Origin of the sequence: Stakelama pacifica (assembly GCF_004361835.1) — a bacterium.
In the GTDB taxonomy this organism is placed as follows: domain Bacteria; phylum Pseudomonadota; class Alphaproteobacteria; order Sphingomonadales; family Sphingomonadaceae; genus Sphingomonas; species Sphingomonas pacifica.
In genome coordinates, this window is sequence record NZ_SNWD01000003.1 from 238,865 (window position 1) to 258,148 (window position 19,284).

Sequence of the window (19,284 nt, forward strand, 5' to 3'; positions counted from 1 at the left end):
TGCGAAGAGGCTGATAGCGGGCCGGACGCGATATCCGGCCCGCGATCAATCATTTCCGATCAGAAACCGCCGGTCAGCGAAACGCCGATGACGCGCGGTTCGTTAAGAACTGCGGCCATGTAATTTTCGATAACGCCCTTCAGATTCTTCTCGTTGGTGATGTTGCGGGCAAAGATCGCCGCTTCCCATGCACCATTGCCGCCGCGATAGCCGATGCGCAGGCCGCCCTCGAAATTGCCGTTCGAAGTAAACTCGACGCTCTCATAGGGGACGTAGCTGGTATAGCCCTGAATATTCCAGTCGGTCGCGATGAACATCGCACCATCCCGGCTGACCGGCACATCGTAGCGCGCCTGAATATTGGCGTTATATTCGGGCGCATTGGGCAGCGGGTTGCCGTCGATCTTTGCAAGGAATGCAGGCGAACCGAACAGCGTGATCTGGCGGAACGGATCTTCGACCGTGCACACCATCTGACCACCAAAGGCGCAGGTCTGTACCTCGACATTCTTGTCGTCGATTTCGGTGTGGAGCAGGCTGAGCCCACCGGTGATGGCAAGATTGCGAACCGGGTGCCATTCCAGCTCGGCTTCCATCCCATAGGCCTTTGCCTTGTTTGCGTTCAGCAGCACGCCGTTGCCGTTTGCATCGTTGCCGTTCAGCTGAATATCGTCGACCGTGTAATAGAAACCCGTCAGGTTGAAGCGCAGCCGGTTGGAGAACTGGCTCTTCAGACCCGCTTCCCACGACAGGATGGTTTCCGAATTGGCAGTGGTGAAGTCGGAATTGAACACTGCCGAGCGCCCCTGAATCGTCGGACCACGAAAGCCCTTGGCGACGCGCGCATACAGGCTGAGATCGGGGTTCACTTCATACAGCGCGCTGACATCCCAGCTTGGCTTGGTATCGCTCAGCCGGACATGGCGGCGACCATTATAGGTCACCGTGCCGTCGGCACGGTCGGCGGTCTTCAGCAGGTCCGTCGTCTTGGTATCTTCGGTAACGCGCGCACCGGCGGTGATCGTCAGCTTCGGCGCGACGCGATAGCTTGCCTGACCGAAGAGCGACCAGCTGGTGTTGACGTTATGCAGCCGCACCCAGTTGTTCGGGTTGTTCGCCGCACCTTCCAGAAAATAGGCGCGCTGATAGAAATCGGTGATGTCGCGCGAATCGAAATAAAAGGCGCCGACCTGCCATTTCAATGCGCCATCGCCGTTGCTGGCAAGGCGCAGTTCCTGCGTCCACTGGTCGAGGTCGCGGATCTGGCCCATCGATTCGCCATAGCCGACCCCGCCGAAATCGGCTGCCGCGCCGCCATCGGTATCGCCGCGGCTATAGCCCGAAGTGGTTTCATAGCCGGTGATCGACGTCAGCGTTACGCCGCCGAAATCCCAGTCGGCATGAATCGAACCGCCATAGGTGTCGTACGATTGCGGGTTGTTGTCCGCCTCATCGAAACGCACCTGTTTCCACGGCGCGTTGGTGATCTTGTTCGATCCCTTGGTCAGGCCGGCACGACGGAACAGCGTCGAGGTGCCGTCATACCAGCGGCCATGGACCGACCCAAGCAGCGAGAAATTCTCGGTCGGCGTCGCAAGCAGCTGAAGCCGCACGTCGCGCTCGTCAAAGCCGCCCATCGCATCTTTTTTCGGAACGCGGGTGCCGTCATCGCTTGGCCCTTCGAAGCGATTGTCGACCCAGTTGTCGCGGTGCTGAAGCAGCGCCGAGAGGCGAAACGCAAGCTTGCCCTCAATAATCGGACCACCCACGCCCGCGTCGATATTGACGCTGTTATAGCTGCCATAGCTGGCGCTGGCGCGACCGGTAAATTCCTCACTCGGGCGGATCGTGTCGAATTTGATGATGCCCGCTGTGGTGTTGCGGCCGAACAGCGATCCCTGCGGCCCGCGCAGCACTTCGATCTGCGCCACGTCGTAAACGGGGTTCGATTTCAGAACGACATGCTCCAGCACGATATCGTCCTGAATGATCGATACCGGCTGCGACGCGCCGAGGTAGAAATCGTTATTGCCCAGCCCGCGAATGTAGAAGCGCGGGAAAATGCGCCCGGTGGTCGTTTCGACATAGACGTTGGGCAGCTTGCCCGACAGCGCCAGCAGCGTGTCGTCGCCCGATGCAGTGAAATCGCGCAGCGTCGAACCGCTGATCGTCGCCACCGAAAGCGGCACGTCCTGCTGATTTTCCGGCCGCCGCTCCGCCGTGACGACGATGTCCTGCAACCCGTCTTCCGGCGCCACGTCCTGCGCGAACGCTGCACCCGGCATCACGATCGCGGCAAAAGCCGCCCCGACCAGCAATCGCGACCGGATACCCTTTGAAACTGTCATTGATGATGCTCCCTGCATTAGTCATGCGCAGGGCGAGGCAGATATCGGCGATTCTTTCGCCGACACGCGCCGCTTGCCTTATTTCTAAAAGTCGGTTTCCCGCCCCCCGCAATTCGCGCCGCTAGGCCGCTATTGTGGCGCTTTGGTGACAAACAGCGCTTCGCCCGTCGCATCGTGCATTTTGGCCGGTTTGCAGTGGCTTCCGGCCCCGCATCGGGATAGGCTCGCGGTCAAAAGGAGAGACTGCCATGCGCCATATCGCCGTCATCGGGTCCGGCCCCGCCGGTTACTATACCGCAGAAGCAGCGCAGAAGCAGTTCGGCGAGGATGTGCGCGTCGATATCATCGACCGGCTGCCGGTCCCCTTCGGCCTCATTCGAACAGGCGTTGCGCCTGATCATCAATCGATCAAGGGCGTCGCCCGCCGTTATGAAAAGACCGCGCTGACCGACAATGTCCGCTTCGTCGGCAATATTTCGGTGGGTGAGCACATCAGCGTCGACGAACTTCGCGAGCTGTACGACGCAGTCGTGCTGGCAACCGGCGCGCCTGCCGACAAACCGCTCGACATTCCGGGCGCCAACCTGCCCGGCGTGATCGGTTCGGCGGCCTTTGTCGGCTGGTATAACGGCCATCCTGATTTCGCCGATCTGGCGCCGCCGCTCGACGGGCCGGGCGCGGTGGTGATCGGCAACGGCAATGTCGCGCTGGATGTCGCGCGCGTGCTGGCCCGCGCGGAGACCGAATTCGAAGGTTCGGACATTGTCAGTCATGCGCTCGCGTCGCTCGCCGATGCGAGGATCGATTCGATCACCCTTCTCGGCCGGCGCGGGCCGCACGAAATTGCGATGACCGCGAAAGAGCTCGGTGAGCTGGGCAGCCTGACGCGCGCGAGCGTCCGGGTCGATCCCGACGACCTGCCGCCGGTTGAGCGCGACGCCGGACTGGATCAGGGGCAGCGCAAGGCGGTCGGGCATCTGCGCGCCTTCGCCGGGGCGGAGCCGACCGACAAGCCGCTGCGCATCACCTTCGATTTCTTCGCTCGTCCCGTTGCGATCGAGGGCGATGGCCGGGCCGAGCGCGTGCTGGTCGAACGCACGCGGATCAGCGAGGACGGCAAGGTAGAGGGCACGGGCGATATCTACCCCCTCCCCGCCGGGCTGGTGATCAGTTGTATCGGCTATCGCACCCCGCCGCTGCCCGGCGTGCCCTATGATTCGCGCGCCGGACGCTTCGCGAATGACGAAGGACGGGTCGCCCCGGGCCTGTACGCCGTGGGCTGGGCGCGGCGCGGGCCGAGCGGCACGATCGGCACCAATCGCCCCGACGGCTATGCGATCGTCGGAAAGATCGCGGCGGATATCGGCGACGACAGCGGCAAGCCGGGACGCCCTGCGCTCGATTCGCTGCTCAGCGAACGCGGCGTCGAACCCGTCACCTTTCGCGACTGGCAGAAAATCGATGCGGCAGAGATCGCCAACGCCCGAACCGGCAGCCCGCGCGAGAAATTCACCTCGATCGAAGCGCTTTTGGGGGCAAGAAACGGATAAAGTGCAAGACAGTGCTTGCGCACCCCCAAATCGCTTTGTATAGGCGCGCCTCCAAGCTCAAGCCGGTTCGCTCCCGAAAGCGTTACGTGAACCGGACTCCGTCGGGGAGTAGCTCAGCCTGGTAGAGCACTGCCTTCGGGAGGCAGGGGCCGGAGGTTCGAATCCTCTCTCCCCGACCATTTATTGCGAAATCATTGAAAACACGTTCAATCCTCTCTTGAGGAGAGACTCTGCACCCCGGAGTGTTCCCCTCGCTGTACACGGACGTGCATGCGATGAAGCATCCCGAACTGGCTCGGCGCGGATACTTTTTCTTCTATCTCGTCCGCCGGTGCGAAGCACTCGGCGTGTTCTTCACGATCATCGGCCATGTCCCCAAGGCCGCTTTCGTACCCCGAAACGATCCCTGGGGCAGCGCCGCCTCGCGACTGCGCGGCGTCGCCATGTGGACGACGGCACCGCGTTATACGGTCGCGGGGTGAACCTTATCCAGAAATAGCGCGAGAAGGGCCGCGTCCATCGCCAGGAAGCGGCAGCTTCGCGATCTCTTCCCCGATATCGAGCGCAAGGACTTCCTCGCGACGCTTGCGGTCGTTCTTACCGACTCAGCGGCGCCCCGATTGCTGCCGCACGATCGGTGTGTATGATGGCTTCGATCAAGGGGCAGATATGAATTCGATCCGCCCTATCCTGGAGGTTCGAGTGCTATCGCCAACTACGCTTGCTACGGCGTTTGATCGTGTAACTGACTATTGGTCACCGAAAGTGATCGGTCAGGTTAACGATCAGCTTCTCAAGGCTGCGAAGCTGAAAGGCGAATTCGTCTGGCACGCGCACGATGGGCAGGATGAATTGTTCTACATCGTCAAAGGCTCGCTGCGGATCGAGTTTGAGAATGAAGCCGTCGATCTCAAGGCGGGCGATTTCCTCACTGTACCGAGCGGCGTCCGCCACAATCCTATCGCGCAGGAGGAATGCTGGGTTTTGCTGATCGAGCCCGCCTCGACAAAACATACCGGTGAGGAGATGACGTCCCGCACGCGAAGCCTGGAGGAACAGCTTAGCTAGCGACCATTTTCTTCATTTTCTTCGCAATACCCCGAAGTCCCGTGGCTATTGGCGATCCGAACGCGTCGTCACAGGTTCTGAGCGAGGTTGGAGCAAACGCCAGGACCTTGGTTTGGCAAAACGAACGGCGGACGTCGCCCCGGTTCTGATTAAAACGGAAAGGCCGCTTTCCGCCCATCGCGTCCGACGCTCTGCCCTGAACAATGGTCCGCTTTAAGGGACGTGCGGCTGATTTGGGGATTCCTTTTGTCAACCCGGCTCTAATCCACAGCTGTGGCACGCTCTGTTCGGACGATCAGAGTACCGCCCGCGATCAGCCGCTGATGGGTGAGGCGAAAATCGCGCAGCGGCTGGCCGTTAAAGGATGCGCTCACGACGTGCCCATCGGCGGGACCGGAGCGTTCGATATTGAGCGTTCGTCCCGGCGCAACCTGCACGCGTGCATGGCGGAAGGCAGGCGTCGTCACGACATACCAGGGCTCGCCCGGCACCAGCGGGTAGAGCCCGAGCGAGGCGAAGACGTACCAGGATGTCATCGCGCCCGCATCATCGTCCATCCCATCGGCAAACCCTTCCGGCGCGAGCGCGAAGCTGGGGCCGATAAAGGGCTGAGCGCGCTTGCGGCTGTTGACATAGGGATGCGCGATGGGCTGCGTAAGGATCGTGTGGACCAGATCCGCCGTCGGCTGCGGACGGCCGAGCGCCGCGAAAAACCAGGGCACCTGAATATCCGGCTCATTCGTCATGTTGAACAGATTGGCGTCGAAGAATTGATCGAGCTGGGCAAGCATGGTGTCGCGCCCCAGCGTCGCTTCCATCCAGTCGAGATCGAATATCGGCGCCCAGCGATATTGCCACAGCGTTCCCTGATACAGGCCATGCGCCTTCACCACATCGGCATCGGCGCCCAGCGGTTCGAACACCCGGCGCCACATCGCGCGATAGCCATGCGCGCGGTCGAGAAAGCGCGCGGCAAGATCGGCATCGCCCAGATCGCGCGCAAGCTGCCCCGTGGCCCAGTCGTCATACGCCGCCTCGATCTGCTGATCGGGGGTGCTGCGTTCCAGCCGGTCGCTATCAGCTGCCATGCCGCGCAGCGCGGCCTGAGCGTCGAATCCGTCAATCCCCTTTCGCCGCATATCGAGCAGCGCGATTCCCGCATGTTCGGTCCGCACCGTGATAAAGGGTTCGTGCGCGCTCGCCCATTGCGGCTTGCCCGCTGCGTAGAGCGCGACGAGCGAACGGGCGATATCGGCGCTGCGCTCGGGCTGAAGCAGTGCCAGAAGCGGCAATTGGGTGCGGTAATTGTCCCAGAGCGACCAGCTGGCATAGCGGGTCGTTCCCGGCGCTGACGTTGCGATCCGCCCGTCGCTTTCGCGATGGCGGCGGTCGGGATCGTCGATCGCGACCGGCGTGGCGAAGACGCGGAACAGCGAGGTATAGAATAAGGCTCGCTGCTGCCAGGGGCCGTCGACCGACACGCGCCCTAGCGCTTCATTCCAGGCATCGCGCGCAGCCGCGGCGACGCTGTCAAACGACCGGTCGCCGAGTTCGGTGTCGCGCACCAGCGCCGCGCCGTCGGTATCGACGCTCGACAGGCCGGTGCGGACCTCGATCACATCGCCCGCAGCGACAGTCATCGGCAGCGCCATCACGCCCGCGCCCTGCGCCGTCAGCGCGGTATCGATCGGGTGGCCGTTGCGGGTGACGCTGCTCGCGGTGTAGATCGTATAGACGCCCTGATCGCATACCGTACCCGCGCTTAGCTGAGCACGGACATCGTTCGCGCCGCTCGTCAGCCAGCGCGTGGCGTGACGGGTGGTATAGCTATGCCCGCCATCAAGGCGCAGCAGGACCTGCCCGGCCCTGGGCAACGTGAAGCGCAGCATTCCCGCGCCGCGTGTCGCGGTCATCTGTGCCGCTATATCGTCGCCATAGCGGACCGAATATCGTCCCGCCTGCGCGCTCTGGCTTGCCTCGGTGATCGGCGCGGCTGCTGGCGCTCCGACATAATCAAGCGAGATCATCAGATCGCCACCCGCCCCGCCGCAGCCCACCCCGATCGCGCGGGTGTGCGAAAAGCCGAGCAGGACAGGTGCGCTGAATGCATAGCCATTATGGTTGTGCGGCTCGGTATCCGGGCCAAGCTGGACCATCCCGAACGGCACGTTCGCCGCCGGAGTCAATTGTCCCGAATCGCCCATCGTGCCGACAAAGGGATCGACCAGATCGGCGGGAGTTGCCGCCGGTCCGACGGGGGCGAGCTGGGCGGGAGACAAAGCGGCCAGCGCAAGCAGGGCAGTGATCATCGTCAGGGGTCTAGCGGATCGCGCGGATCGTGTCGCAGCGATAGTGACGATGGGTGGAATCCAAGGTCATGGGGTGAAAGCCGCCGACCGATAGCGCCTGGTTGATAGCCGAGTTCGTGCGATTGCGGGATCGTACGCCTCACCATATACCAGCCCGGAAAAGGGCTGGTTCCGCCGGCGGCAAAGCTGCCCCGCACAAAGTGCAGGTCCGTACCGCAAATCGCCGAGGAGGTCAGCCGAATGACCGCATCGGCAGGTTCGCGGATCTGGGGTTCGGGGACGTCGTCCATGCGAATGCCGCCGACGCGGTGCCAGACTACTGCCTTCATGGGGTATCCCATTTGCGTGAGAACCCAAAGCGAAGGCGTCGCCCGCGCTCCCCGGACTGAACCGGGTGAATCGAACGACGCGGCGTGTCGGACAAAAGTCGCGCCGGAACCGATGCCCCCCCTATTCGCGCTCTTCGAAGGTGCGCGCCGATGTCGGGAGCGAGATTGTGCAGCGCACTCCGTCTTCGCCGAACGCATAGCTGGTTTCGGCGCGCAGCTGATAGGGCAGTGCCTGTTCGATCAGTTCGCGCCCCTGCCCCTTGCGCCTAATGGTATCGTGGTCGATCGGGACGCCCACCCGCTTCGAACCGTGCCCGGTAAGAATTCTCACAATCCGAGCGCTATATTAGTCGCTCTCGATCGCCCACCGCCCCGGTCGCAACAAGCCGCAACTTATTGTCCGGGAGCGGTCTGGTTCTGGCCCGGCTGCGCGCCCTGCATCTGCTGCATCATCTGCATCTGGCGGAGATAGGCTTCCGGAAGAAAATCGATCATATCGACATCGAATTCGAGGATCGAATTGGCCGGAATGGGGCCTTGGGCGGTATCGCCATAAGCAAGTTCGGGCTTGATCCAGAAGCGGTATTTGGAGCCCTTCGGCATCATCTTGAGCGCTTCGGCGAAACCCGGCACCACGCCGTTTACGGGCAGCGGCGTCTGCTTACCCGAATCGAAACTGGTGCCGTCGGTCAGCTTGCCCTCATAATTGACGAGAGCGACGTCTTCATCGGTTGGGGTCGACCCCTTGCCCGCTTCCAGCACCTGATACTGAAGCCCCGATTCGGTCGTCTGCACGCCCGGCTGACGCGCATTGCGCGCGAGCCAGTCAGCATTGGGATCGGAAGGCGCTGCAAAAGCAAGCGCCGCCCCCGCCAGAACCGCGACGACAATGCCGATCCAGAGCCAGACAAGATAGCTGCGCTTTACGGGCGCAATAGGCACGGCGGTCACGGACATAGCGATTTCCTGTAAAGAGGCGGGGCGAACGTCGCGCCCCGCTTACTTTCGCAAAGAGACTGGCGCAAAAAGAATGGCGAACCCTGAAAAAGCTTCGCCCGGCGCAATTACCGTGCGCCGTCGCGCTCAGCGCGCTTACGCTCCAGCTTGCGGGCACGCCGAACCGCTGCCGCACGCTCGCGAGCGCGCTTTTCGCTCGGCTTTTCATAGTGACGGCGAAGCTTCATTTCGCGATACACGCCCTCACGCTGCAGCTTCTTCTTGAGCGCGCGCAGTGCCTGGTCGACGTTGTTGTCGCGAACGATGATTTGCATAAAGCCGTCTGACTCCGAATCTTACTATTCAATAGAAAAGGGTCGCCGGAAACACCCGTTTCAAGCGCAGGTGAGCGAGATAGGGTGATTCCTGACCAAAATCAAGCAAAACCGTCCGGTTTCACAAAAAGCCGCACTGGTATGCAGGGCCGGGATGCGCAGATCATGTGCGGCGAACTCTGCAAATTTACGGCTTATAAATGAAAAAGCCGCCTGCGTTCGGCAGACGGCTTTCCCTGTCACGTCTTAAAAAGACGAGATCAGTTGCTGTCGGGCGTGTCGTCATCGTCCGTAGCGACGATAACGCCACCAGCAACGATGCCTGCCGCGATGACGAGCGGAATGATTGCCGAACCGGCAATATCGCTCTTCTTGTTCAGCTTCGTCGAAGCGCGAACGTTCGAAGAAGCCTTGGTCACCGAAGCCTGAGCCGACGGTGCAGCAGCCATAGCGGCCGACGAAGCGAGCATGCCCGCAACTGCGCCCGAAACCATAAACGTACGAATGATCTTCATCATCGTCTCCCCTTGATCAACAAAATCCGCCACTCGGCCAAAAAGCAGCCTTCCGGAAAACCGGGTGTGGCAGACCATCCCATTAACGCATCATATATGCTGCAGTTCAATGACCTGAGCAGACAAATCCAGCCGATCAGCGATTAACCGGCGCGTTTTGACATATCTGCAACGGTCGAACCACTATGACACCGCCCCCCGAAAACCGCGCAAAAAGCCCAAATCCGGTGAACGCCGGCGAGGTATCACAGGAAATCATTACAAACTACTAACGATTTCGCCTTTGCATCAAAACGGATGAAATGTGCCGTAAACGCCACGGGTCGCCGCGGTGAGGTGGGGCGGCAAGACATTGATGATTCGGGTTAAAGCGTTCTTCGCCGTTCGTATTTTTTTCGCGGCAAAGGTCCTGCGGTGAAACCAGCCTTGTCCTGCTCCGTTGAGCGCGCGTGTCCGTCCCAAGCCTGACCCTGTCGCGCAGAAAAAGCCTGTTCGCCCGCCTCATCAGCCAGCGCGGATCGCAGATGTTCGTTCGCAATGCGATCAGCTCGGCAGGGACCTTCGCCATCGATATCGCGCTGTTATGGCTGCTCGTCGGGAAGCTGGCGCTCGACAAGCATCTCGCCATCGCGATCGCCTTTTTTATCGCCAATGCAGTCCATTATGGTCTGGCCCGAAGCTGGATCTTTCCGGGAAGCGAGCGCGGTCTGCTGATCGGCTATTGCTATTTTCTCGCCAATGCCTGTCTGGGGCTGGCACTGATCATGGCCGCGTTCACCGTGCTGAATGGTGAGCTGGGCATATATTATATGACTGCCCGGCTGATCGCCTCGCTCGGCGCGGGGATCATCGTCTTCTGTCTAAATGCGACGTGGAATTTTCACCAGCTATAGCGGCAACACCGGCTATGCCTTGTTCAGGCGAACCCAGGTCGGGGCATGATCGCTCGCCTTTTCGAGCCCCCGATAGCGCTTGTCCACGCCTGCATCGGCAAAACGATCGGCGGCACGCGGGCTGAGCAAAAGGTGGTCGATACGGAATCCCGCATCGCGCTGCCATGCACCCGCCTGATAATCCCAGAAGGTCCAGACGCCGCCGCGCGGGAAACGCGTACGCAGGCTGTCGGTCCACCCCTGCGCCACCAGCCGGCGATAGGCGGCACGCGATTCGGGCTGCATCAAGGCGTCGGACGCCATGGCGTGGACCGAAAATACATCATCGTCATGGGGGATGACGTTATAATCGCCCGCCAGCACCACCGCTCGCTCTTCGGCCAGCAACGCCGAAGCGCGATCGATCAGCCGATCGAACCAGCCCAGCTTATATTCGAATTTCGGCCCCGGCACGGGATTGCCGTTGGGCAAGTAAATCGACGCAACGATCAGACCATCGACCTCCGCTTCGAGATACCGGCTCTGCACATCATCAGGATCGCCTTCCAGCCCGCGCTTGCGTTCGACCGGGTCGGCGTCGCGGGCAAGAATGGCGACGCCGTTAAACCCCTTTTGCCCGTGCCAGATCGCGCCATAGCCCGCATCGCGAATATCGGATTCGGGAAAGGTCTCGTCCGAGGATTTCAACTCCTGCAGACAGACGATATCGGGCTGTTCGGAATCGAGATATTCGATCAGACGCGGCAGACGCGCCTTGATGCCGTTCACATTATAGCTGACGATCTTCAAGCGCGATCAGACCGCAAAAGAGGAGCCGCATCCGCATCCCGCGGCTGCATTGGGATTTTCGACGCGGAACGCCGCCCCGCCGAGCGATTCGACGAAATCGACCGCGCTGCCGCGCACTAGATCCATACTCACCGAATCGACGACCAGCCGGACGCCGTCGGTATCGGCGACTATATCATCGGCCTCGACCGTGTCGGCGAGGCCGAATTTATATTGAAACCCCGAACAGCCGCCGCCCTCGACCGACAGGCGAAGCATTGCGGGTTTGCCCTGTTTCTCCGCAATCGCCGCCACACGGGCGGCCGCTGCGGGAGTCAGATGAACAGCGTCATGGGGAAGCGTATCGGCCATGTGTGCAAGATAGGATTTGAAAGGCGGGGCGGCAAGTAATGCGTGGTCACGGCGATAGCGATCTAATTGCCTTACCCCGCTATCGCATCCTGTACCCGCAACATCACCGCCGACACAAAAAAGGGCGCGCCTTGCGGACGCACCCTTTCGATATTTGTTCAGAACCGGTCCGAAGCGATCAGTCTTCGGCAGGACCGCCTTTAGCAGCATCGGCATCCGCCGAAGCGAGATAGGTGCCGCTTTCCAGATAGGGTTCGGGATTGACCGCGTGCCCGTCGATGCGGACTTCATAATGAAGATGGCTGCCGGTCGAACGCCCCGTCGATCCCATCAGGCCGATGACATCGCCGCGATGCACGCGCTGATGATCGCTGACCATGATCTTCGACAAATGGCCATAGCGGGTTTCGATACCCCGGCCATGATTGATCTCGATCAGATTGCCGTACCCGCCTGCGCGACCGGCACGATCGACGATCCCATCCGCAGTAGCGTAGACCGGCGTACCCAGCGGACCCGGAATATCGACACCCGAATGCATCGCACCATGTCCATTCAACGGATCGTGGCGAATGCCGAACGTGCTGCTGAACGTCACATGCGCCACCGGCTTGGTCGACGGGATGGAGATCACTGCCTGTTCGAGGCTGTCGAGCTTCTTCCACGCCATGAACAGCGAATGGAACTGCTTGTCGGCTTCGCTGCTCGCTTTCATCTCGCTCGCATCGATCGGCTCGAACGGTCCGCCGACACCCGGCGCAATCTTTTCGGGCGACAGGCCCAGCTTGCGAAGCTGTTGCGCGGTTTGAGTATAGCGCGCCTCGGCGGCCTGACGCGCTTTTACCGCAAAGGCCACCTGGCGCATTTCCGCTTTGCGCAGCGGCGCTGTTGCGTCGGCGGCAAGCGGACTGGACGCACCGTCTCCGCTCAGCATCGCGGCCAGATCAAAATCGGACGGATCGCCCTTGCCGCTCAGCACTGCCGCGATCAGCTTCTGCCGGCTTTCCACGGCAGCGGCACGACGCGCCGCGACCTTTTTCACCATTGCGACATCGGCCTGCATCGCGGCGACACGATCGCGCATCCGGGCGAGTTTCGCTTCCGGCGAATTGCTGTCGGTAGCGGCGATCAGCCCGCCCGCTGCAGCCACCACGCCATAGCCGGAAAAGCCGAGCGCCACCGCAGCAACGCCCGCCATCAGTGCCTGGCTATGCCCCGAAACGCTGAACCGACGAAGATCCCGCCCATCATGAAGAATAAAATCGCGTGTGATAAAAAAATTGCGGAACCGCGAAGCAAATGACGCGTTCGAACCCTGGTTGGTGATTTCCATTATTCCCCGGCGATCATTGTGCGAACGCCGTGGCGGCACCCGCAAATTTCAAGATTGACCCCGGACCGCTTGCCCCTGCGGCCCTTCAGACATCAGAAATCCTGTCGGTTCTTCGCGAAATTCGCAAGGGGCGCATAATATTCGCGCGTTAAACCGGCCCGGCTACGCGCTGAGTCGTTGAACGGAGGCTTAACGATCCCGCGGAAATAGCGCGCGACAAGCATTCGCCACTCGGTTTCGGGCATGATTCGATCCGATTCGCAGGAAAATTCGAACCATTTTGTTCCAAATCCGACATGCCGAATTTCGTCGGTATAGATACGCTGCAAAATGCGTGCGCTTGGCTCGTCGCCGCTGCCTTGCATTCGCTCGACCGTCTCCGGCGTAACGTCCAGCCCCCTCGCCTCCAACACCATCGGCACCACGGCAAGGCGGGCGCGCGCATCATGCGCAGTGCCATTCGCCGCTTCCCAAAGCCCCGCATGCGCCGGCAGCGCGCCGTACCAGCTGCCCAGCGCCCTCAGCCGCCGGTCGAGCAGCGCGAAATGCATCGCTTCGTCAGCGCCGACCGACAGCCAGTCATCGGTAAATTCGCGCGGAAACTGCCTGCCGAACCGCCCGACCATATCAAAAGCGAGGTCGATGGCGACAAATTCGATATGCGCCAGCGCGTGGAGCAGCGCGATCCTCGAGCGTTCGGATCCCGCCCGACCGCGCCTTGGCATGCGGTTGGGTGGCAGCAGTTCGGGATGCTCGGGACGACCCGGCTCGTCCGGCATCGCGACGCCGAAATCATGCGACAGCCTGCCTCGCCGCCACTCGCGCACCGCCGCCCGCGCCGCCTTCACCTTGGCATAGGGGTCGGCGTGGAGCAGCACGTCACGGCAAGCGGCGGCAACGGGGGTCACGCGGGTTCGAGCGCCTTTACCGCTTCGAGCACCTTTTCGGCATGGCCGGGCACGCGCACCTTGCGCCAGATCTGCGCGAGCTTGCCGTCCGCGTCGAACAAAAAGGTCGAACGATCGATGCCCATATATTTGCGGCCGTACATATTCTTTTCGACCCAGGCGCCGAACGCTTCGAGCACCGTGCCGTCGGGATCGCTGGCAAGCGGTACGGTGAGGTCATATTTGTCGATGAACTTGCGATGCTTTTCCGGGCTGTCTTTGGATACGCCGAGGATTTGCGCGCCTGCCCCCTGAAACGCTTCCAGCATCGCGCTGAAATCCTGCGCCTCGCGCGTGCAGCCGGACGTGTCATCCTTGGGATAGAAATACAGGATGAACGGCTTGCCCGCATATTCCGATAGCCGGATCGTACCGCCGTCCGTCGACTGAAGCTCCAGATCGGGCAGCGTATCGCCTTCGCTGATCGTCATCGTCATTCTCCTTTTGTCGGCCGGATCAGGCCCTCCCAGCAATCGCGCACCTCCTGACGCGTCGTGTCGAACGAGGCAAGCATCGCGTTCCAGCTTTCGGCACGCACCGCGCGTGCCACCAGCGCGCGGCTCGCCTCAGCCGGCGGCTGTCCGTCGGGCGCGACGAGGCGCAGCGTCACCAGCAGCCGCGTGAGGAAATCATGCGCCGAGGCAAGCGCGGGCGGAAGCAGCCCTGCCTCGATCAGCCCGGCAATCGCCCGGCCGAGATCGGTGGAAAAACCGCTTCGGTGGCAAAGCTGCTGCACATGCACCGCGAATTCGAGATCGACCAGTCCGCCGGGGAGCAGCTTTGCGTCGAGCGGACCGAGCGGCGGCTTATGGGCTGCCATTTCCTCGCGCATCCGCGCTGCCTCCGCGGCGATCGGCCTTTCCGGCCGGGCGCCCTGCAGCACTGCGTCGATCGCTTGGGTAACTGCGCCGCGCGCTGCGTCCGACCCGAAGACCGGTCGCGCACGGGTCAGCGCCATATGCTCCCAGGTCCAGGCGTCCTCGCGCTGATAGCGGGCGAACCCGGCGAGCGAGACCGAGATCGGCCCCTGCGCGCCCGACGGACGAAGCCGCGTATCGACCTCATAAAGCGGTCCGGCAGCGGTCGCGACCGACAGCGCGCCAATGATCCGCTGGGCAAGGCGATTATAATACATCACCGCGCCCAATGGCTTGGCACCGCCCGATTCCGCCGAATGTTCGCCGGTGAACAAAAAGATGAGGTCGAGATCGGAGGCATGGGTGAGCGCACCGCCCCCGAGCCGACCCAGCGCGAGGATCACCAGCTCGCTGCCCGGCACCGTGCCATGGACCTGCGCAAACTGCGCGATGGTCGCGCGTGCGATGACCTCGATCGCCGCTTCCGCCACCCGCGCATAGCCCGCCGATACGGCGAGCGGATCGCTCGCCCCTGCGATGATCTGCGCACCGAGGGCGAAACGCTTCTCCCCGACGACGCGGCGGACATGATCGAGCAACGCTTCATAATCGCCGCTACGGTCGCGCGGGGTCATATCGGTGATCAGCGCGGGCACCTCCCCCACCGGGTCGAGCGCGCTGGCATCGATCAGCCCGTCGAGCAGCGACACACGAAGCCCCAGCGCATCGGCAAGCGTCGGGGCATGGCTAAGGATCGCGCTGAGCAGCGCAGCAAGCGACGGCTGTGCTTCGAGCAGGCGGAAGAAATTGATCGCGCTGGGCAGCCCGGTAAGTAATTTGTCGAGGCGGAGCAGCGCCGCATGCGGATCGGCGGAGGCGGCGAGCGCATCGACCAGTCCGGGTAGCGCGGCCTCCATCGCCTCCTTGGCCGCCGCCGTGCGCAGCGCGCGATAGGAATTGCCGCGCCATTTGTCGATCAGCCGGACCGCGCCTTCGCCATCGGCAAAGCCGGCCGCCTCCAGCCGCTCGCGCAGCCTTTCCGGATCGGCGGGAAGCGCATTGTCGCCCTCCCCTTCGAGCGCGTCATAGCGTTTGGAGACCATGGCGACATGCGGACGCAGCAGATCGAGCAGCGCTTCGCCGCTTTCCAGCCCGTGCAGGGCAGCGACATTGGCCAGCGCTTCGGGCTTTTCGGGCAGAAGATGCGTCTGCCGATCGTCGATCATCTGCACGCGATGCTCGATCGTGCGCAGCAGGCGGTACGCATCGGACAGCATGGATGCATCCTCCTGCCCGATCCAACCCGCTTCGGCCAGCGCAGCAAGCGCATCCATCGTGGCGGGAGCTCTCAGCGCGACGTCCCGTCCGCCGTGGATCAGCTGATGCACCTGCGCGAAAAATTCGACTTCGCGAATCCCGCCGCGCCCGCGCTTCAGGTCGAAGCCGGGGCCGAATTGCTGCACATCGTCATAATGATCGCGAATCCGGCTGCTGATCGAGCGGATTTCGCCGATGGTGCCGAAATCGAGCGAACGCCGCCAGACAAAGGGCTGGATCGCATCGATGAAATGCTCGCCCAGCGCAATATCGCCCGCCGTAGCGCGGGCGCGGATGAACGCAGCACGCTCCCATGGCAGCGCCTGCGATTCATAATAAGAGATTGCGGCGCCTACCGGCAGCGCCGGCGGCGTCGCCTCGGGCGAGGGCCGCAGCCGAAGATCGACGCGCAGCACATAGCCATCACCGTCGCGCGCCTGCAAAAGCTCCACCACACGCCGCGCGATCCGCGCCGCGCCATCCTCGACCGACTCGTTCGACCGATGCGGCAGCGTCGCCGGATCGTAGAGAAATATGGGATCGATATCGGAGGAATAATTGAGCTCGCGGCTGCCCTGCTTACCGAGCGCAATCGCGACAAAACCGCGCGGTTCGGCATCGGGGACGCGCTCTGCAATAGCGGTACGGATCGCGACATCCAACGCCCGGTCGGCGAACCCGGTCAGCAGCCCGGTGACTCGCTCCAGCGAATAGCGAGCGGACAGATCGCCGATCGCAGTGACGAGTGCCAGACGACGCCGGGATATGCGCAGGCGTCGCGCCGGCGGCATTTCAGGGTCATCGACCCAGCTTCGCGCGATCGGATCATTCAGCGCCGCTTCGATATCCAAAACGAAATCCGGTTCGCGATTGATAATCATCGAAAGAAACGGTGAATGGCGAACCGCCCGATCGAATATCGCCTGCATTCCTCCACCCCGATTCTTATATTGTCCGTCGATATTCGCGGTCATTCATCGCAAAAACGGCAACCAAATGCCAAAGCCGGTGTTGATAGTATATGATGCCGCACAATCATTCTTCAGGCGAAAGCAGTTCTTCAACGCCGGTTACGGTTGAAGTGCCCCGCGTCTATGACGGCTTGGGCGCTGCACTGAAAAAAGCCTATGGGCGCGATGCCGGTCTGCCCGATGACATGCTTCGTGCGCTTGACCGGCTTGATCGTGTCGAGCGCCGGGGCAAAAGCCACTAATCCGGCCTCCCTCGCGACCGGATCACCGGTCGCGGCTGAGATGATCCACTTCGCCCATGATCGATTCGAGCGCACTGGAATTTTCGACAGCGCCTTCCGAACGCGGAGCGAGCTGCCCTTCGCTCAGAATATTTTCGAGCGCCACCCGGCCACGCGCAACGCGGCTCTTGATCGTACCCACCGCAACGTTGCAGATCTCCGCTGCTTCTTCATAAGCGAAACCGCCCGCGCCCACCAGGATCAGCGCCTCGCGCTGCGGCTGCGGCAGGTGCAGCAGCGCGCGCTGCATATCGGCGAGCTCCACATGCCGGTCCTGACTTGCCGGTGCGGCAAGCAGTCGGTCAGCGACGAGATCGTCCCACTCGCCCTTGAACCGGGCGCGGCGCATTTGCGACAGATAGAGATTGCGCAAAATGATGAAGGTCCAGGCACGCATATTGGTGCCCGCCTGAAACCGCTTGCGCGCGGCCCAGGCTTTCATCAGCGTTTCCTGCACCAGATCGTCGGCCACATCGCGACTACCCGACAGCGAACGGCCAAAAGCGCGCAGATGCGGGATCACCTGCGCCAGCTGATCTTTGAATTCATTATCGGGCAGCGAGACATGCTCGTTCTCACCGGATTTTTCCGGCGCACCCTGTTCGTTCGATACCGTCATCACATCTCATTCAGAACAAAGGACAATTCAGCCGGGCCGAGCAACCGGTCTCCACACATAGGCGCAGGGGAACGCGAATGCCAGAGCAGCAGCCGGGCCGATATGGAGCGGATCAGGTTCCGCTCCATACGATGACGGCAAAAATAATCACGATGATGACCATCGAGATCGCAAGGATGTACCGGGTCATGTGCGGCGTTGCCCCCGCCCGGGCCCGGTCGGTATCCACATGAACTTCTTCGTCTTTATCGGTCATGTGGATTCAACCTCCGAAACTCGTTTTGGGTCCGTATCGTATTTCAACCTTCCGCCGGAACGGTGGTCTGATCGAAAAAGAGCGCCTGACTGATGGCCGCTTTGACCGTCGAACGCTGGAACGGTTTGGTGATGAGAAAGGTCGGCTCGGGCCGCTCACCGGTGAGCAGTCGCTCGGGGAACGCGGTGATGAAGATCACAGGAACATTGAACTCTTCCAGAATGTCCTTCACCGCGTCGATGCCCGAACTGTCATCGGCAAGCTGGATATCGGCCAGCACCAGACCGGGGCGATCCTCCATGGCAAGCGCGACGGCCTCGTCGCGGGTAACGGCGACGCCGGTCACATCATGACCAAGATCGCGAACGATGGTTTCGATGTCCATCGCGATGATGGGCTCGTCCTCGATGATGAGGACTTTGGACCGGGTCTGTTTCTCGATTTCTTCCAGCGCCTCGCTGACCAGCCGGTCGACCTCTTCGGGAGTGGTATCGATCAGATAGGCGGTATCCTCTACCGTGAAACCTTCCATTGCCGTCAGCAGCAGCGCCTGACGCGATACCGGAGCGATCCGGGCGAGACGCGCACGTGCGATTGCTTCACCGCCCGAGGATTGCTCACGCGCCTCCCAGTCGTCGGGATGGGTCGAGGACCAGATGCCCTGAAACATGCGATACAGGCCGAGACGCGGATCAACATCCTTCGGAAATTCTTCGGGCGCCGCCACGATCGCCTCCAGCGCGGCGCGAACATAGCGGTCACCTTCCTGCTGGCTGCCCGTGAGGGCCCGGCCATAGCGCCGCAGAAAGGGAAGGTGCGGTGCAAGCTGCTGTCCTAGCGACATGGGTAGATGCGTCTCCTACAGATTACCGGCGGAAATTGTGCCGGGAACGTCATTTTGAACAATACCGGAAGCGGAATGCGTAGCCGCCGCCCCCAAAAAGCGCCAGACCATGGAACCAACGAAAGTCTATTTGGTTTCATACCGATCAAATGACGGGGTAAAGCGCCCTGTACTGCGTAGCCGGTGTCTTGACGTATCCGCGTTTTCCGGCGAATTGCGGCCGAATTTTTGAGGGGAAAATGGTGCGATCCGACGCCGATCGACAGCAGGAAGACAAGGCAGTGCCGAAGGAAGACAAGTCGCCGGCTCCGGGAAAGAAGGGGTCCGACGGCGATGTCGGCAACGCGTTGCGCGCGGTATATCGCGAGGCAATTGACGAAGATGTGCCGGACGAGATGCTCGACCTTCTGAAAAAACTCGGCTGACCTTGTGATGC

The 19,284-nt window shown here is 61.8% G+C and carries 22 protein-coding genes and 1 tRNA gene; 6 read left to right on the forward strand and 17 right to left on the reverse strand.

Going from position 1 to position 19,284, the window contains the following annotated elements:
* Positions 1-59: 59 nt before the first annotated feature.
* Positions 60-2,348: a TonB-dependent receptor gene (locus EV664_RS06935; RefSeq protein ID WP_133494957.1), complete on the reverse strand. Its 2,289-nt coding sequence runs from the start codon at positions 2,346-2,348 to the stop codon at positions 60-62.
* Positions 2,349-2,596: 248 nt separating this feature from the next.
* On the opposite strand from EV664_RS06935, the gene EV664_RS06940 reads away from it, so the two are divergent.
* From EV664_RS06940 to EV664_RS06955, 4 genes are all read left to right on the forward strand, one after another.
* Positions 2,597-3,898 carry an FAD-dependent oxidoreductase gene (locus EV664_RS06940; RefSeq protein WP_133494958.1) on the forward strand — a complete coding sequence of 434 codons (1,302 nt, stop codon included), beginning with the start codon at positions 2,597-2,599 and terminating at the stop codon, positions 3,896-3,898.
* A 102-nt stretch (positions 3,899-4,000) separates the two neighbouring features.
* Positions 4,001-4,077, forward strand: a tRNA-Pro gene (locus tag EV664_RS06945).
* 96 nt (positions 4,078-4,173) lie between these two features.
* Complete coding sequence (locus EV664_RS06950; protein WP_133494959.1) at positions 4,174-4,380, forward strand: hypothetical protein; 207 nt, start codon at positions 4,174-4,176, stop codon at positions 4,378-4,380.
* 187 nt (positions 4,381-4,567) lie between these two features.
* The gene (locus EV664_RS06955; protein WP_133494960.1) at positions 4,568-4,966 is read left to right on the forward strand and encodes a cupin domain-containing protein; all 399 of its coding nucleotides are present in this window, start codon (positions 4,568-4,570) and stop codon (positions 4,964-4,966) included.
* A 260-nt stretch (positions 4,967-5,226) separates the two neighbouring features.
* Here EV664_RS06955 and EV664_RS06960 read toward each other — a convergent pair whose 3' ends face one another.
* The 6 genes from EV664_RS06960 to EV664_RS06985 all read right to left on the reverse strand — a co-directional run bounded on the left by EV664_RS06960 (position 5,227) and on the right by EV664_RS06985 (position 9,468).
* The gene (locus EV664_RS06960) at positions 5,227-7,275 is read right to left on the reverse strand and encodes a glycoside hydrolase domain-containing protein (RefSeq protein WP_229668145.1); all 2,049 of its coding nucleotides are present in this window, start codon (positions 7,273-7,275) and stop codon (positions 5,227-5,229) included.
* Positions 7,276-7,277: 2 nt separating this feature from the next.
* Positions 7,278-7,604 (reverse strand): hypothetical protein, encoded by a 327-nt coding sequence (locus tag EV664_RS19405; RefSeq protein ID WP_211338481.1) that lies wholly within the window; start codon positions 7,602-7,604, stop codon positions 7,278-7,280.
* Between the two features lie 121 nt (positions 7,605-7,725).
* Positions 7,726-7,935 (reverse strand): hypothetical protein, encoded by a 210-nt coding sequence (locus EV664_RS06970; protein WP_133494961.1) that lies wholly within the window; start codon positions 7,933-7,935, stop codon positions 7,726-7,728.
* A gap of 62 nt (positions 7,936-7,997) precedes the next feature.
* Positions 7,998-8,561 (reverse strand): FKBP-type peptidyl-prolyl cis-trans isomerase, encoded by a 564-nt coding sequence (locus EV664_RS06975; protein ID WP_133494962.1) that lies wholly within the window; start codon positions 8,559-8,561, stop codon positions 7,998-8,000.
* A gap of 107 nt (positions 8,562-8,668) precedes the next feature.
* Positions 8,669-8,875 carry a 30S ribosomal protein S21 gene (gene rpsU, locus EV664_RS06980; RefSeq protein WP_007404630.1) on the reverse strand — a complete coding sequence of 69 codons (207 nt, stop codon included), beginning with the start codon at positions 8,873-8,875 and terminating at the stop codon, positions 8,669-8,671.
* Between the two features lie 260 nt (positions 8,876-9,135).
* Positions 9,136-9,468 carry a hypothetical protein gene (locus EV664_RS06985; protein WP_133494963.1) on the reverse strand — a complete coding sequence of 111 codons (333 nt, stop codon included), beginning with the start codon at positions 9,466-9,468 and terminating at the stop codon, positions 9,136-9,138.
* Between the two features lie 371 nt (positions 9,469-9,839).
* Between EV664_RS06985 and EV664_RS06990 the strand changes: the two genes are divergently transcribed.
* On the forward strand, positions 9,840-10,283 hold the full coding sequence (locus tag EV664_RS06990; protein WP_229668144.1) for a GtrA family protein: 444 nt from the start codon (positions 9,840-9,842) through the stop codon (positions 10,281-10,283).
* A gap of 12 nt (positions 10,284-10,295) precedes the next feature.
* Here the strand turns inward: EV664_RS06990 and xth are convergent, their stop codons facing one another.
* The 10 genes from xth to EV664_RS07030 form a co-directional block, all read right to left on the reverse strand.
* Positions 10,296-11,072, reverse strand: coding sequence for an exodeoxyribonuclease III (xth, locus tag EV664_RS06995; RefSeq protein ID WP_133494964.1), 777 nt, complete (start codon positions 11,070-11,072; stop codon positions 10,296-10,298).
* A 6-nt stretch (positions 11,073-11,078) separates the two neighbouring features.
* Complete coding sequence (gene erpA / locus EV664_RS07000) at positions 11,079-11,423, reverse strand: iron-sulfur cluster insertion protein ErpA (protein WP_133494965.1); 345 nt, start codon at positions 11,421-11,423, stop codon at positions 11,079-11,081.
* 178 nt (positions 11,424-11,601) lie between these two features.
* Complete coding sequence (locus EV664_RS07005) at positions 11,602-12,621, reverse strand: M23 family metallopeptidase (protein WP_229668143.1); 1,020 nt, start codon at positions 12,619-12,621, stop codon at positions 11,602-11,604.
* 227 nt (positions 12,622-12,848) lie between these two features.
* A complete protein-coding gene (locus EV664_RS07010; protein ID WP_133494967.1) occupies positions 12,849-13,664 on the reverse strand; it encodes a ferritin-like domain-containing protein in 816 nt (271 codons plus the stop codon).
* Positions 13,661-14,134 (reverse strand): peroxiredoxin, encoded by a 474-nt coding sequence (locus EV664_RS07015; RefSeq protein ID WP_373287498.1) that lies wholly within the window; start codon positions 14,132-14,134, stop codon positions 13,661-13,663. Before EV664_RS07015 ends, EV664_RS07010 begins: the two co-directional genes overlap by 4 nt.
* A gap of 2 nt (positions 14,135-14,136) precedes the next feature.
* Positions 14,137-16,806, reverse strand: coding sequence for a bifunctional [glutamine synthetase] adenylyltransferase/[glutamine synthetase]-adenylyl-L-tyrosine phosphorylase (locus EV664_RS07020; protein ID WP_133494969.1), 2,670 nt, complete (start codon positions 16,804-16,806; stop codon positions 14,137-14,139).
* Between the two features lie 131 nt (positions 16,807-16,937).
* Positions 16,938-17,087, reverse strand: coding sequence for a hypothetical protein (locus tag EV664_RS19165; protein WP_162848787.1), 150 nt, complete (start codon positions 17,085-17,087; stop codon positions 16,938-16,940).
* A 25-nt stretch (positions 17,088-17,112) separates the two neighbouring features.
* Positions 17,113-17,748: a sigma-70 family RNA polymerase sigma factor gene (locus tag EV664_RS07025; RefSeq protein WP_133494970.1), complete on the reverse strand. Its 636-nt coding sequence runs from the start codon at positions 17,746-17,748 to the stop codon at positions 17,113-17,115.
* Between the two features lie 112 nt (positions 17,749-17,860).
* A complete protein-coding gene (locus EV664_RS19170; RefSeq protein WP_162848788.1) occupies positions 17,861-18,004 on the reverse strand; it encodes a hypothetical protein in 144 nt (47 codons plus the stop codon).
* Between the two features lie 43 nt (positions 18,005-18,047).
* Positions 18,048-18,848: a response regulator gene (locus EV664_RS07030; RefSeq protein WP_133494971.1), complete on the reverse strand. Its 801-nt coding sequence runs from the start codon at positions 18,846-18,848 to the stop codon at positions 18,048-18,050.
* A gap of 239 nt (positions 18,849-19,087) precedes the next feature.
* On the opposite strand from EV664_RS07030, the gene EV664_RS07035 reads away from it, so the two are divergent.
* Positions 19,088-19,273, forward strand: a complete 186-nt coding sequence (locus tag EV664_RS07035) for a NepR family anti-sigma factor (RefSeq protein WP_133494972.1) — start codon at positions 19,088-19,090, stop codon at positions 19,271-19,273.
* Positions 19,274-19,284: the final 11 nt, after the last annotated feature.